The sequence below is a fragment of the Alteromonas sp. 4NH20-0104 genome (assembly GCF_057547795.1).
On record NZ_BAAJLP010000008.1, the window covers coordinates 41,823 to 54,845 of the forward strand.

Below are 13,023 nucleotides of genomic sequence, written 5' to 3' on the forward strand. Positions count from 1 at the left end.
ATTATCATTTACTGCGGCTCCTCAATGCTTTATCCGTAAGTTGTGCTCAGGCAGTGATAAATGGCATCACTCAGGCGGCTAAGCTGCTCAGATGAAATAACGTAGGGTGGCATAATATAAACGAGTTTGCCGAACGGACGGATCCATACGCCGGATTTTACAAACAAAGGCTGTAAACGTTTCATATCTACCGGGTGTCTGGTCTCTACCACGCCGATGGCACCTAATACTCTGACATCCTCCACGCAGGCAAGTTCATTGCAGCGGGATAGCTCTGTTGTTAGTTGTGTTTCGATAGCCTGGACCTGGCCCTGCCAGCCCCCCTGATTAATCAGTGACAAACTGGCTCCGGCGACCGCGCAGGCCAGTGGGTTACCCATAAACGTAGGACCGTGCATAAACACGCCTGGACTACCTTCGCAAACACCGCGTGCCACATCTTCTGTACAAAGGGTAGCAGCCAGAGTCATATAGCCACCGGTCAGGGCCTTTCCTACACACATGATATCGGGGCTGATTTGGGCGTGATCGCAGCCAAACAACGTACCGGTACGGCCAAAACCGGTGGCAATTTCATCACAAATCAACAGTACATCGTAAGTATCACAAAGCTGGCGACAACGTCGTAAATATTCGGGGTGATAAAAACGCATACCGCCTGCGCCCTGAACTACCGGTTCGAGGATCAGGGCTGCCAGTTCCTCATGGTGACGCGCGAAGAGCTCTTCAAGTGGCAAAATATCATCTTCGCTGAAGGCCTGGCCAAACCGGGTTTGCGGTGCCGGAGCAAACACATGTTTGGTGAGCGTATTGGTGAACAGACTGTGCATGCCGTTGACCGGATCACAGACTGACATGGCGGCGAAGGTATCGCCATGATAACCATTACGGGGGGCGATCAGGCGGGATTTTTCCGGTCTGCCCTGACACGCCCAGTACTGCACAGCCATTTTGATGGCCACTTCTACCGAGACTGATCCGGAATCTGCCAGAAATACCCGCTCAAGACCTGCCGGGGCCATAGACAATAGTTGTCGGCACAGACTAACGGCTGGCTCGTGAGTCAGGCCGCCAAACATCACATGGCTGAATTGATCAATCTGGTGGTGCGCGGCGGCGTTTAATGCTGGGTGATTGTAGCCATGAATAGCGGCCCACCAACTGGACATGCCGTCGACGAGGACTTCACCGGATGCGAGGGTAATTTCTGCGCCGCTGGCGCCACTGACCTCAAAACAAGGCAACGGATCGATGGCGGAAGTATAAGGATGCCAGATATGTTGCTGGTCAAATTCTTTATTGGTTAAATCATGCACAGTAGTAAAGCTTAAAAGGTTAATTTGGTTGACAAGTTTTTGCTGCTGCATAGACTAAGCGACCAGACACAAAGAGTAAAGGAAAGGCCATGCAGGCATCACAACATAATAGCACTGAAGCGGTTGTTCGACATGACTGGAGCCGGGCAGAAGTTGAGGCATTATATGCCATGCCGTTCAACGATTTATTATTCAAAGCCCAGGTTGTTCATCGTCAGCACTTTGACCCTAATCAGGTGCAGGTGAGCACACTGTTATCGATTAAAACCGGTGCTTGTCCTGAGGATTGTAAATACTGCCCTCAAAGTGCCCGTTATGATACCGGTCTTGAAAAAGAACGCCTGCTTGAAATCGAAAAAGTTATTGAACGCGCGAAAGAAGCCAAACAAACCGGTTCAACCCGTTTTTGTATGGGAGCTGCGTGGCGTAACCCCAAAGAACGCGATATGCCGTATCTGACACAAATGGTGGCAGAAGTAAAAGCGATGGGCCTTGAAACCTGTATGACACTCGGCATGTTAACTCGTGATCAGGCGGTAGCACTTAAGCAGGCAGGCCTGGATTACTATAACCATAATCTTGATACGTCGCCGGAGTTTTATGGCGACATTATCACCACCCGAACCTACCAGGATCGTCTCGATACCCTGCAAAATGTGCGGGAAGTCGGAATGAACGTTTGCTCTGGTGGCATTGTCGGGATGGGTGAAACCCTGGCTGACCGTGCTTCATTGCTTATTCAACTGGCCAATCTGCCAGAACAGCCGCAAAGTGTGCCGATTAATATGCTGGTAAAGGTGGACGGCACGCCATTAGATAAACTGGACGATATGGAGCCCTTCGACTTTATTCGAACCATTGCGGTAGCGCGGATTATGATGCCTCAGTCTCACGTTCGATTGTCTGCCGGTCGTGAACAAATGAATGAACAAATGCAGGCCCTGTGTTTTATGGCCGGTGCTAACTCTATATTCTACGGTTGTAAACTGCTTACCACCTCAAACCCTGATACTCATGAAGATGTGGTGCTGTTTAAAAAACTGGGGATTAACTCTGAGCGTACCCGTGAGTATTCCGACGAAGCGCATCAGCTGGCGCTGGAAGAAGCTATCGAGGAGCACAATACGCCTCAGTCTGAACTGTTTTATGATGCCACTGAAAAAGGCCAAACTGAGTCTGCATAATGGCCTTTGATTTTATTGATGCGCAGTTGAGCGAGCGTCAACAGCAGGGATATTACCGTCAGCGTAGCCCCGTGGACTATGAACGCGATGGCGTTATCGCGGTTAACGGTGAGCATTATCTCAATTTTGGCAGCAATGACTATTTGGGATTACGTCACGACCAGGGAGTATTACAAGCCTGGGTTGAAGGGCTGGCTCAATTTGGTGCCGGCAGTGGGGCATCGCCACTGGTTACCGGATACAGCGTGGCACATCGCGAGCTGGAACTGATGCTGGCGGATGCGCTCGGATATGACGCGGTGCTGTTGTTTAATTCAGGCTTTGCTGCCAATCAGGCGATTTGTCAGGCATTGTTTTCTGCTTCCGGCGATATCATTGCAGATAAATTTATGCATGCCTCTTTTATTGAAGGCGCTCAGGCCAGTCAGGGAAATCTGCGCCGCTTTGCTCACAATGACATGGCCCACCTCGACACTGTGCTGACCAAAACTCGCTCAGACAATTGCCTGATTGCCTCTGAAGGGGTGTTCAGTATGGACGGTGACAGTCCTGACGTAAACGCGCTGGTCAGCAAAGCCAAAGCGTCAGCCAGCTGGCTGATGCTCGATGATGCGCATGCGTTTGGGGTAACCGGTGAAACCGGATTAGGCTCAGTTGAAAGCTTTGGCCTGAAGCAAACAGATTGCCAGATTGTGATGGGCACCTTTGGCAAAGCGGTAGGCACGGCGGGTGCTTTTGTGGCGGGCAGCCACAGCCTGATAGATTATCTGGTTAACTATGCGCGCCACTATATATATTCCACGGCCTTTCCGCCGGCGCAGGCGGTTGCCACTATTTACGCGTTAAACTGCGTAACAACCGGCTCTCAGCGGGAGCAGTTGCACAATAATATTGCTTACTTTAAACAACGTGCCTCACAGGAAGGTTTGCAGCTACTTGATTCAAACAGTGCAATACAGCCACTGATCGTGGGTGAGCCTGAACTGGCCAAACACTATTCAGCGGCACTGGCCAGGCGAGGACTCTGGGTGCCGGCCATGCGCCATCCAACAGTGCCTAAAGGCTCTGACCGCCTGCGGGTTACTTTAAGCGCAGTGCAGACTACTCAGGACATTGATGCCTTAATCGACGGGCTCAATCTGGTCCGCCAGGAGTTACAGCATGGCCCTGATTGAACCGCTGTTAAACCCGACGCAGGCCACTCAGAAAGACGACATAGCCAGGCGTTTTAGCGTAGCCGCCAGTCAGTATGACCGGGTTGCCAATATCCAGGCCGAAATAGCCAGCGCCACGCTGGCGCGCGTATCTTCTGTAACCGTGGCTAAAGCATTGGATATTGGTTGTGGCACCGGCCGTCATACCTATCAGCTTAGCCGGTTAGGCGGCGAAACAACCGGGCTCGATTTAGCTGCAGGCATGGTGAGTCAGGCCCGACAAAATTATCCGGGATTACATTTTATACAGGGTGACGCTGAACAGTTGCCCTGGCAGGCTGAAACCTTTGATCTGATAGTGTCCACTATGGCCTTGCAGTGGTGCCGCCGACCACAGGCGCCGCTCGCTGAGGTTCACCGCGTGCTAAACGGCGGCGGACGCGTTGAGCTGGCCATAATGGTAGACGGCTCATTTGCTGAATTGCGCGAAGCTAGCAGACAGACCGGGGTTAAGCTGCACATTAATGACCTGTTTACTGCCAGTGACTGGCTCACTGCGGTTAGCCAGTCCGGCCTGATCTGCAAGGCCCACGATCTGACCGGCTATACCGATCAGTTTGCCGGATTGCTTGAGCTACTGCGCTCGATTAAAGACGTGGGGGCCGGGAGTGGAAACCTGAGCTCACATCGACAAGGGCTGACCCGCAGGCATTTAAAGCAGCTCGAGTCAGTGATGCCGCGCAGCGGGCAGGGCCTGTTAACCAATACCTATAGCGTATTGCACCTGACACTGGAGAAAGCACTGTGACCCAGGCACTTTTTGTCACCGGTACCGATACTGAAGTGGGCAAAACCTACGTGAGTGCGATGTTACTTAAAGCGGCCGCTCTGGCAGATAAACGTGTTGTTGGTTACAAGCCGGTGGCAGCTGGCTGTGAATGGCAGGACGGGCAATGGCAAAATGAAGATGCGCTGGCATTAATGGCGGCATCGAACGTGTCTGTGACGCTTGAAGAAGTTAACCCTATTGCACTGGAACCCGCTATTGCACCGCATATCGCGGCCAGGCTGGTTAATACGCCAATCAGTGAAGCAGTCATTAAAGCTGGCTATCAACATCTGCTGGACAGGCAGGCCGATGTGTTACTGATGGAAGGGGCGGGAGGCTGGCGATTACCGCTTAGCAACGACCGCTTTTTAAGCGATGTGGTTAAGGACCTTCAACTGGAGGTTATTCTGGTGGTCGGAATGCGGCTTGGCTGTTTAAATCATGCTTTGCTAACGGCTGAAGCGATTAAGGCTGATGGCCTGAATATTAAAGGCTGGATAGCTAATATCCTGGCCCCCGAAATGCCCTGTCTGAACGAAAACCTGGCGACGCTCGAGCAGTTGATGCCGGCACCGCGACTGGCGACAATTCCTTATCAGCTTACGCCAGACCTTGCCGCACTCGCTGAGATATTTAACTGAGATAGTGGGTCAGATCCTGGCCCGGAGCAATAGGTGTTTTATCGTTGCCGCTGAAGCAAAAGCCTTCCAGTTCACCCAGTAACGTCAGCCGACCTTTGCTGTATTGCAGGGCGGTGCCTTCTCGGATGGCCAGCACCGGCGTTTCAGGGCTGAGTCGGGTGAATTCAAATAAACGGTCATCCCGGGTTTCGCCATTGTGTCCTGGCGGCTGATAGTCCGTGTAGTGTGGGTTCAACTGACAACTTAAAAAATTCAGCGCGGCGAAGGAGGGCGGTTCAACGATTGGCATATCGTTTGTAGTGCGAATGCTGTTACCGCAAATATTACTGCCTGCGCTCCAGCCTATGTAGGGCAACCCCTGGCTAACTTTTCGCTGTAAAGGCTCAAGCAAAGACTGCTTGTACAGCTCATTGAGTAAGTTAAACGTATTACCGCCACCTACCAGTATGGCCCGGGCGGATGAAACGGCATCTGCCGGCGCATCACAGGTGTGAATGCCCGTAATGGTCAGTTCAGGGAGTGCCTGGCGGACCTTTTCGACGTAGTCATCCCATTCCAGGGTCACCCCGGCAAACGGAATAAACAGCACGTCTTTCTCGTCACCGAGGTGCTCGAAAATCATTTCGCGGGCGTGTTCCAGATACGCTTCATCGCCCATGCGGGAACTGGATAGCATTAGCACGTGTGCATTGTTTTCTGTCGGCATTCAACTTTCTCTTTGTTTTTTTCGTGGGTTTTAGCATAGTGTTAAACGCGAATGATAAGTACAATACCACGCTCGAACCGGTGGGGTAAGTCGCATTGCCAGGAGGCCGGGTACTCGCAGGCTCAAAATACTGACGTAAAGATAGGAATTACCATGACATCACCCAAAGCTGTTTTATTTGTCTGTCTTGGCAATATTTGCCGCTCGCCGACAGCCGAAGCGGTGTTCAGACACAAAGCTGATGCTGCCGGACTCAAGCTGACCATTGACTCGGCTGGTACGCATGGATACCACATTGGCAGTGCGCCGGATAAGCGTTCCCAAGCGGCCGGAAAAGAACGCGGTTACAGCTTCAAAGGCCTCAAGTGCCGCCGCGTAAGCGATACCGACTTTGAAACCTTCGACCTGATTCTGGCCATGGACCAGAGCAATCTGGATAACCTGCGTGAAATGAGCGAGCCGGAGCACCACCATAAAATTCGCCTGATGCTGGATTTTGCCGGTTACGAAAACGAAGAAGTGCCCGACCCCTACTATGGGGGTAAGAAAGGCTTTGAGCTGGTGCTGAGTCTAATTGAAGAAGCCTCCGACGGTATTATTAAGGCGCTCAAGGGGTAATGTTGGCCCCCGCCTCCAAATGGACTGTTGGTGCCCTGGGTGTGGTATTACTGCTGTGTTTTTCGGCATTGCTTGCCAGCGTCTGGTGGCAGGCTGATACCACCGCCGAAACCCGCTGGTACATTCTGCTAAATTTACAGCTGCCGCTGGCAGTTACCGCCACGGTTGTTGGCGCCGCTTTGTGTGTCAGTGGGGCGGCTCTGCAGGTGGTTTTGCGCAATCCGCTGGCCGACCCCGGTATTATTGGTATTGCCAGTGGAGCGAGCCTGATGGCGGCGCTAGTGCTGATCCTGATGCCCGAATGGATGGTAAGTACCCTGCATTACAGTATGCCGCTGGCGTGTTTTGCCGGAGCGTTGATGTCGACCGCGATTATCTATCGGCTCTCGGCTCGTCTGCGGGGCCTGAATACTGCGGTGATCCTGGCCGGTATTGCCATTACTACGCTAACCAGCGCGGTAATGGGCTGGCTCTATTTGTTTGCCGATGCGCAGTCGATGCGTAATCTTACTTTCTGGGTCATGGGCAGCCTGCATCAGGCGGATGGTTGGATCCTGCTGTGGAGTGCGCCGCTGATACTGGCAAGCTGCTTCCTTATTATCGCCAAAGGCAAGACCCTCAATTATCTGTATAACGGCGAGCTGACGGCGCGCAGTGCGGGAATTGACCCTGCCCATGAGAGCAAGGTCGTTCTTATTGCCTGCGCGCTGGCGGTGGGCGCTGCAGTGGCCATTGCCGGTTCCATCGCATTTTTGGGCTTATTAGTGCCTCATTACGTCAGATTGCTGATGGGGTTTGATAACCGGGTGGTGTTACCGGCCAGCGCATTGTGTGGTGGGGTCATGTTACTGCTGGTGGCGTTGTTCTCGGACTTGTTGCCCTATGCTACCTTGCCGGTATCCATGCTGACTGCATCACTGGGGGGCCCGCTGCTGCTTTATGCCTTGCTCAAGGGGCAGTTTAAATGAGCCAGTCAATTAGGCTCGATAACGTGTGCCTGGACCAGCGCCTGAGTAATATATCGGTTACCATAATGCAGCCTGGCATTACCTGTCTGTTGGGGTCCAATGGGGCCGGGAAGTCTTCGTTGCTGCTGGTGCTGGCCGGTTTGGTAGAACCTGAGCAAGGGCAGGTATACTGGGGGCAGACCGATGTGTTTACCTCGCCGCTGGCGGTACTGTCGGTGCACCGGTGTTTCGTGGCGCAACAGCACAGCATTCAGTTTGAGCTGACGGGTCGCGAATGCCTGCAATTTTTAAGTCCTTCTCAGAGTACTGATATCCCCGGTGAGCTGATCCGTAAACTGGACATTGCCGACTTGCTGGATAAACCCATTACCCGGATGTCCGGGGGAGAGTTACAGCGGATCATGATTAGCCGTGCGCTGCTACAGGTGTGGCCAGCTATTAAATCCGGTAATGCTATTATAGTGCTCGACGAGCCACTGCAAGGTGTGGATATACGTCATCAGACGGTGTTGATGCATTGGCTTAGTGCGCTGGCGAAGGTCGGAAACCAAATAATTATGAGCTGCCATGATATCAATATTGCTAATACCTTTGCCGATACGGTATTGTTAGCAAAGGCAGGGCAAATGCTTGCATACGGACCTACCAGAGATGTACTCAACCTGTCTAACCTGTGGCTAACCTTTGATTGTCAGTTTGAATGCCTGTTTAAGGACGAGCAGCGGCATTTTATTCCCGTACGTCATGTAACTGGTTTTTAAAAGATTAGTCGTTTTCTGAAATCTCCCATTTGAAAGAGGTGCTAAGTGAATAACTGGCAACCAGATAGCTGGCGTGCAAAACCGATTTTGCAACAGCCAGAATACGAGGATAAAGCTGAACTGGCGAAGGTCGAGGAGACCCTGAGTTCGTATCCTCCTTTAGTGTTTGCCGCTGAAGCCCGAGAGCTGCGACGCCAGCTTGGTCAGGTTTGCGAAGGTAAAGGGTTCTTACTGCAAGGCGGTGACTGTGCGGAATCGTTTAGCGAGTTTAATGCACCTAAGATCCGCGATACCTTTAAAGTGCTGTTGCAAATGGCCATTGTACTGACCTTCGCCGGTCGATGCCCGGTGACCAAAGTGGCTCGTATGGCGGGGCAGTATGCCAAACCTCGCTCGTCAGACCTTGAAACCATTAATGGTGTAACACTGCCCAGCTATCGTGGTGATATTATCAATAGCTTCGAATTTACCGAAGCAGCCCGCCGGCCGGATCCACAACGTCTGGTTGAGGCTTATCATCGCAGTTCTGCCACGTTAAACCTGCTGCGCGCTTTCGCCCAGGGCGGACTTGCCGATTTGCATGAAGTTAACCGTTGGAACATGGCGTTTCTGGAAAATAACCCGCAAAAAGATAAGTATCTGGACCTGTCCCGTCGTATTCAGGATACGCTGGAGTTTATGGATGTTATTGGGCTTAACGCTACCAATACGCCGTCGTTACACGAAACGTCTCTGTTTACTTCCCATGAAGCCTTGTTACTCAATTATGAGCAATCCCTGACGCGTATTGATACGCTGACAGGCAAGCCTTATGACTGTTCTGCGCATATGGTGTGGATTGGTGAACGCACCCGTCAGCTTGATCATGCTCACATTGAGTTTTTCCGCGGCATTAACAACCCGGTTGGGGTGAAAGTAGGTCCGTCAATGGAAGAGGATGAACTCATCCGCCTGATTGACGCACTGAACCCGAATAACGATCCGGGCAGATTAACCCTAATCACTCGTATGGGCGCGGACAAGCTGGAAGCGAATTTGCCACGCCTGTTACGCCGGGTGAAAGCAGAAGGCCGCAACGTAGTGTGGAGCTCGGACCCCATGCACGGTAATACTTTCTCAGCGTCAAGTGGCTACAAAACCCGTAACTTTGATGCCATCCTGAGCGAGATTAAGCAGTTTTTCCAGGCCCATGAAGCCGAGGGCACTTACGCCGGCGGTATTCACCTGGAGATGACCGGTCAGCATGTTACCGAATGTACCGGTGGCGCTTATCAGATCAGTGATGAAGATCTTAAAGAAGCGTATAAAACTCAGTGTGATCCGCGTTTAAATGCTGATCAGGTACTGGAAATGGCGTTTCTGGTAGCGGATCACTTACGCAGTAAGTAATCTGTTGTGAGCTGAACAGGCTAATTATAAGAGCGCAGCGAGACAATCGCTGCGCTCTTTTTCGTTCAGTACGCCGCTGAAGATGGTTTTACGGCGCAGCGCCGTGGTGGTTTTATCGGTTGCGGTCATCGCCCTGATAAACGCCTCTGGGTTATCTGCCTGCGCGAGAATGGCCTGCCAGTTAAGATAAGCGCCGTAACTCAGTAATTGTTGCTCATAGCGTTGTTGTAGCGTAGCGGTTGCCTGGTTCAACCGAGCTGGCTCTGCCAGTACTTTGCGGGCAATACAGTCATGTAAACACAGGCTGCGCCTGTCAGCTTCCTGTTGCTGATACTTCTTTTGATGATAAACCATGGTGTTAGTCGTCAATTAACGGCGTTAACATACCTTCCATGCCGTTAAGCTTTATTTCGTACATGAGTGCCAGTTGCTCGCCCAGCTTACCGGCCGGAAAGCCTTGTTTGTTAAACCACACCAGATAAGGCTCTGGTAACTGGATAAGCTTGCGCCCGGCATATTTGCCAAAGGGCATCTTCTGATTAATAGCCTGTTTGAGGGCGGCCGGGTCCTGCATTGACGCTGTCATAATTAATTTGCCTGTTTTTGCTGAGCCTGCCAGAGACCGGCATAAACACCTTGTTGGCTGAGGAGGGTGACATGATTGCCTTGTTCGATGATCTGCCCCTGGTGCATTACCAGAATGTTATCGGCATCCACGATAGTGGACAACCGGTGGGCTATCACCAGGCTGGTATGACCCTGGGCCACTTCACGTAACGCCCGCAATATGGCTTGTTCTGACTGACTGTCCAGTGACGAGGTGGCTTCGTCAAATACCATAATTGCCGGACGCTTTAATATCGCCCGGGCAATGGCAACCCGTTGTTTCTCACCGCCAGACAGTTTCAGTCCGCGTTCACCCACTGTGGTTTGGGCACCTTCGGGCAAATGACTGATAAACTGATCCAAATGGGCCAGTCGAATGGCTTCATTGACCTCTTCTTCGCTGGCATCAGGCCGTCCGTAACGGATATTTTCAAAGATAGAGTCGTTAAATAAAACGGTGTCCTGGGGGACTATCCCAATATGCTGGCGCAAGCTGTGCTGGGTGACTTCAGCAATGTTTTGTCCATCAATGGTAATACTGCCGGCGGTCGGATCATAGAAACGAAACAGTAACTTCACCAGGGTCGACTTGCCTGCACCACTTTCACCCACTACGGCCACTTTACTGCCTGGCTCAACGGTAAATGAGACCTGATTGAGAATTTGCCGCTCGGCATGATAAGCAAAGCCGACCTGCTGAAATTCAATGCGCCCTTCTTGGGTAATTAACGCTTGGGCATTCTGACTATCGTCTACCAGCGGTGCCCGATCCAGCAACTTGAATAAATTTTCAATATTGGCCAGAGAGCCGCGAATTTCCCGGTACACAAAGCCCAGAAAGTTCAGAGGCATAAATATTTGCATGGTAAATGCGTTGACCAAAACGAAATCACCAATGGTCATATTGCCCTCGCTGACTTCCAGGGCTGCCAGCAGCAACATACTGGTCATGGCGGTGGCGATAATAAAGGCCTGCCCGCCATTCAGCGCAAACAAGGATAAGCGATTTTTACGCCGTGCGGATTCCCACTGGGCCAGATTAGTGTCGTACAGGTTGGCTTCGTATTTTTCGTTATTAAAATACTTAACGGTTTCGTAGTTTAACAGGCTGTCGATGGCACGCGTATTGGTGCTTGAGTCGGCCTGATTAACCTGGCGTACGTATTCGGTGCGCCAGTCGGTGGCTTTCATTGAAAACCACACATAAGCAATCACCGAACACAGGATTATCAGCGCAAAAGATACACCGTACTGGGTAAGTAAAACGCCTACTACCAGCGCTATTTCCAGCAGGGTAGGGCCTATGTTAAACACCATAAAGCGCATCAGGAAGCTAATGCCACTGGTGCCGCGCTCGATATCTCGCGTCAAACCTCCGGTTTGTCTGGACAGATGGAAGCCGAGATCCAGGCGGTGCAGGTGTTGAAATACCTGCAGGCCCAGCCGGCGCATGGCCCGCTCGGTAACCCGGCCAAACAAGGTATCGCGCACTTCGCCCAGTAAGACATTCAACAGCCGTAACACGCCGTAAGCGAACACCAGAGAGAGTGGCACCGCAAGGGCTTTAATGGTGTCGTCATTGAGACTGTCTACGATATGTTTAAGAATAAAAGGCAGCCCAATGCTGGCCAGTTTGGCCGCCACAAGGCACAACAGGGCGAGAATAACGCGCTGCTTAAATTCCAGCAGGTAGGGCCATAATTGCCGAAAAACCTGCCATTGCATAGGTGTGTTGGGATCAACCGGTTGTCGATGTGGGCGCATGTATTCTCTTTTATACCCTTAAAATAACAATGGTTATGTTGTGGCCTGACATAAGGTAGAATGAGGCATTGGCACAATGTGCACGGCTATTTGCTGACATTAACCCAAAAGGCATTGATTTGTTACAAGATTCATTTGGTCGCCGATTTTATTATCTGCGCTTGTCTATTACTGATGTATGCAACTTTCGTTGTCAATATTGCCTGCCCGACGGATATCAGGGCGAGGCTCAGCAGTTTCTGAGCCTAAATGAAATTGACACCCTGGTAAATGCTTTTGCGCAAATGGGGACCTCGAAAATACGCATCACCGGTGGTGAGCCGACGTTACGACGGGATATTGTCGACGTGGTGGCCAGTTGTGCCCAAACTGAAGGGATCAGCAAAGTGGCGATGACCACACATGCGGGCAAACTTGCATCCTTGGCCACGCCGTTGGCTCAGGCCGGACTTAAGCAGGTTAACATCAGTCTCGACAGCCTTGAACCGGCACAATTTGCGCTCCTGAGCGGTCAGGACAAACTCAACGCGGTACTGGACGGTGTGGAATCTGCGTTGGTTGAGGGAATGAACGTCAAAGTCAATGCCGTGTTACTGCGTCCTTGGGCGGACTCGCAACTGCGGGATTTTACGGCCTGGCTTAAAGATATGCCGGTCACAGTGCGTTTCATTGAACTCATGGAAACCGGTCAGCATAAAACCTTTTTTAAGTCTCATCATGTCAGCGCCGAACCACACTTAGCTGCTCTGAAAGCTCAGGGTTGGCAGCCGCTTCCCCGTGGTAAGGATGCCGGACCTGCCATTGAACTGGCGCACCCGGATTATGTCGGGCGCATTGGATTTATTATGCCCTACAGCAGTGATTTCTGTAACAGTTGTAATCGTCTGCGTATTACGGCACTGGGTAAATTACATTTGTGTTTATTCAGTGAGCAGGGGCTCGATTTACGCGAGTCATTGCAATCGGGTAACGTACAGGCGGTAAAAGATTTTGTGGGCGCCAGTCTGGCCGATAAGAAAGTCTCCCATTATCTCCAGGAAGGGATAACCGGTATCACCAAAAACCTTTCCATGCTGGGGGGCTAACC

General features: G+C 51.6%; 14 protein-coding genes. 9 read left to right on the top strand and 5 right to left on the bottom strand.

Going from position 1 to position 13,023, the window contains the following annotated elements; genetic code table 11:
- Window positions 1–29 precede the first annotated feature (29 nt).
- On the bottom strand, window positions 30–1,367 hold the full coding sequence (gene bioA, locus AC27IB_RS07610) for an adenosylmethionine--8-amino-7-oxononanoate transaminase (protein WP_487120041.1): 1,338 nt from the start codon (window positions 1,365–1,367) through the stop codon (window positions 30–32).
- Between the two features lie 38 nt (window positions 1,368–1,405).
- Here bioA and bioB point away from each other — a divergent pair, with 38 nt between their 5' ends.
- From bioB to bioD, 4 genes are read left to right on the top strand one after another with little or no spacing between them, the layout of a single operon-like run.
- A complete protein-coding gene (bioB, locus tag AC27IB_RS07615) occupies window positions 1,406–2,500 on the top strand; it encodes a biotin synthase BioB (protein ID WP_487120043.1) in 1,095 nt (364 codons plus the stop codon).
- Entirely contained in the window at window positions 2,500–3,675 is a 1,176-nt protein-coding gene (locus AC27IB_RS07620) for an aminotransferase class I/II-fold pyridoxal phosphate-dependent enzyme (RefSeq protein WP_487120045.1), read from the top strand. Before bioB ends, AC27IB_RS07620 begins: the two co-directional genes overlap by 1 nt.
- The gene (locus AC27IB_RS07625; RefSeq protein WP_487120047.1) at window positions 3,662–4,462 is read left to right on the top strand and encodes a methyltransferase domain-containing protein; all 801 of its coding nucleotides are present in this window, start codon (window positions 3,662–3,664) and stop codon (window positions 4,460–4,462) included. Before AC27IB_RS07620 ends, AC27IB_RS07625 begins: the two co-directional genes overlap by 14 nt.
- Window positions 4,459–5,124, top strand: coding sequence for a dethiobiotin synthase (gene bioD, locus AC27IB_RS07630; protein WP_487120049.1), 666 nt, complete (start codon window positions 4,459–4,461; stop codon window positions 5,122–5,124). Before AC27IB_RS07625 ends, bioD begins: the two co-directional genes overlap by 4 nt.
- Here bioD and pepE read toward each other — a convergent pair.
- On the bottom strand, window positions 5,117–5,830 hold the full coding sequence (gene pepE / locus AC27IB_RS07635) for a dipeptidase PepE (RefSeq protein ID WP_487120051.1): 714 nt from the start codon (window positions 5,828–5,830) through the stop codon (window positions 5,117–5,119). The two genes, bioD and pepE, sit on opposite strands and share 8 nt — an antisense overlap.
- A 153-nt stretch (window positions 5,831–5,983) precedes the next feature.
- On the opposite strand from pepE, the gene AC27IB_RS07640 reads away from it, so the two are divergent.
- From AC27IB_RS07640 to AC27IB_RS07655, 4 genes are read left to right on the top strand one after another with little or no spacing between them, the layout of a single operon-like run.
- Window positions 5,984–6,448, top strand: a complete 465-nt coding sequence (locus AC27IB_RS07640) for a low molecular weight protein-tyrosine-phosphatase (RefSeq protein ID WP_487120053.1) — start codon at window positions 5,984–5,986, stop codon at window positions 6,446–6,448.
- Window positions 6,448–7,416 carry a FecCD family ABC transporter permease gene (locus AC27IB_RS07645; RefSeq protein WP_296053529.1) on the top strand — a complete coding sequence of 323 codons (969 nt, stop codon included), beginning with the start codon at window positions 6,448–6,450 and terminating at the stop codon, window positions 7,414–7,416. Before AC27IB_RS07640 ends, AC27IB_RS07645 begins: the two co-directional genes overlap by 1 nt.
- Window positions 7,413–8,177: an ATP-binding cassette domain-containing protein gene (locus AC27IB_RS07650; RefSeq protein WP_487120055.1), complete on the top strand. Its 765-nt coding sequence runs from the start codon at window positions 7,413–7,415 to the stop codon at window positions 8,175–8,177. The genes AC27IB_RS07645 and AC27IB_RS07650 overlap by 4 nt, the downstream gene beginning before the upstream one ends.
- 45 nt (window positions 8,178–8,222) lie before the next feature.
- Entirely contained in the window at window positions 8,223–9,566 is a 1,344-nt protein-coding gene (locus AC27IB_RS07655; protein ID WP_487120057.1) for a class II 3-deoxy-7-phosphoheptulonate synthase, read from the top strand.
- 24 nt (window positions 9,567–9,590) lie between these two features.
- Here AC27IB_RS07655 and AC27IB_RS07660 read toward each other — a convergent pair whose 3' ends face one another.
- The 3 genes from AC27IB_RS07660 to AC27IB_RS07670 are packed head-to-tail and all read right to left on the bottom strand — an operon-like array spanning window position 9,591 to window position 11,936.
- The gene (locus AC27IB_RS07660; protein WP_487120059.1) at window positions 9,591–9,920 is read right to left on the bottom strand and encodes a hypothetical protein; all 330 of its coding nucleotides are present in this window, start codon (window positions 9,918–9,920) and stop codon (window positions 9,591–9,593) included.
- Window positions 9,921–9,924: 4 nt separating this feature from the next.
- On the bottom strand, window positions 9,925–10,152 hold the full coding sequence (locus AC27IB_RS07665) for a DUF3820 family protein (RefSeq protein ID WP_487120061.1): 228 nt from the start codon (window positions 10,150–10,152) through the stop codon (window positions 9,925–9,927).
- Between the two features lie 2 nt (window positions 10,153–10,154).
- The gene (locus AC27IB_RS07670) at window positions 10,155–11,936 is read right to left on the bottom strand and encodes an ABCB family ABC transporter ATP-binding protein/permease (protein ID WP_487120063.1); all 1,782 of its coding nucleotides are present in this window, start codon (window positions 11,934–11,936) and stop codon (window positions 10,155–10,157) included.
- Between the two features lie 119 nt (window positions 11,937–12,055).
- Here AC27IB_RS07670 and moaA point away from each other — a divergent pair, with 119 nt between their 5' ends.
- Entirely contained in the window at window positions 12,056–13,021 is a 966-nt protein-coding gene (gene moaA / locus AC27IB_RS07675) for a GTP 3',8-cyclase MoaA (RefSeq protein ID WP_296053142.1), read from the top strand.
- Window positions 13,022–13,023: the final 2 nt, after the last annotated feature.

What these genes read in the sequence shown, in the direction of transcription:
- bioA (WP_487120041.1), bottom strand. Translation starts at nt 1,367, where the DNA reads ATGCAGCAGCAAAAACTTGTCAACCAAATTAACCTTTTAAGCTTTACT.
- bioB (WP_487120043.1), top strand. Translation starts at nt 1,406, where the DNA reads ATGCAGGCATCACAACATAATAGCACTGAAGCGGTTGTTCGACATGAC.
- AC27IB_RS07620 (WP_487120045.1), top strand. Translation starts at nt 2,500, where the DNA reads ATGGCCTTTGATTTTATTGATGCGCAGTTGAGCGAGCGTCAACAGCAG.
- AC27IB_RS07625 (WP_487120047.1), top strand. Translation starts at nt 3,662, where the DNA reads ATGGCCCTGATTGAACCGCTGTTAAACCCGACGCAGGCCACTCAGAAA.
- pepE (WP_487120051.1), bottom strand. Translation starts at nt 5,830, where the DNA reads ATGCCGACAGAAAACAATGCACACGTGCTAATGCTATCCAGTTCCCGC.
- AC27IB_RS07640 (WP_487120053.1), top strand. Translation starts at nt 5,984, where the DNA reads ATGACATCACCCAAAGCTGTTTTATTTGTCTGTCTTGGCAATATTTGC.
- AC27IB_RS07645 (WP_296053529.1), top strand. Translation starts at nt 6,448, where the DNA reads ATGTTGGCCCCCGCCTCCAAATGGACTGTTGGTGCCCTGGGTGTGGTA.
- AC27IB_RS07650 (WP_487120055.1), top strand. Translation starts at nt 7,413, where the DNA reads ATGAGCCAGTCAATTAGGCTCGATAACGTGTGCCTGGACCAGCGCCTG.
- AC27IB_RS07660 (WP_487120059.1), bottom strand. Translation starts at nt 9,920, where the DNA reads ATGGTTTATCATCAAAAGAAGTATCAGCAACAGGAAGCTGACAGGCGC.
- AC27IB_RS07665 (WP_487120061.1), bottom strand. Translation starts at nt 10,152, where the DNA reads ATGACAGCGTCAATGCAGGACCCGGCCGCCCTCAAACAGGCTATTAAT.
- AC27IB_RS07670 (WP_487120063.1), bottom strand. Translation starts at nt 11,936, where the DNA reads ATGCGCCCACATCGACAACCGGTTGATCCCAACACACCTATGCAATGG.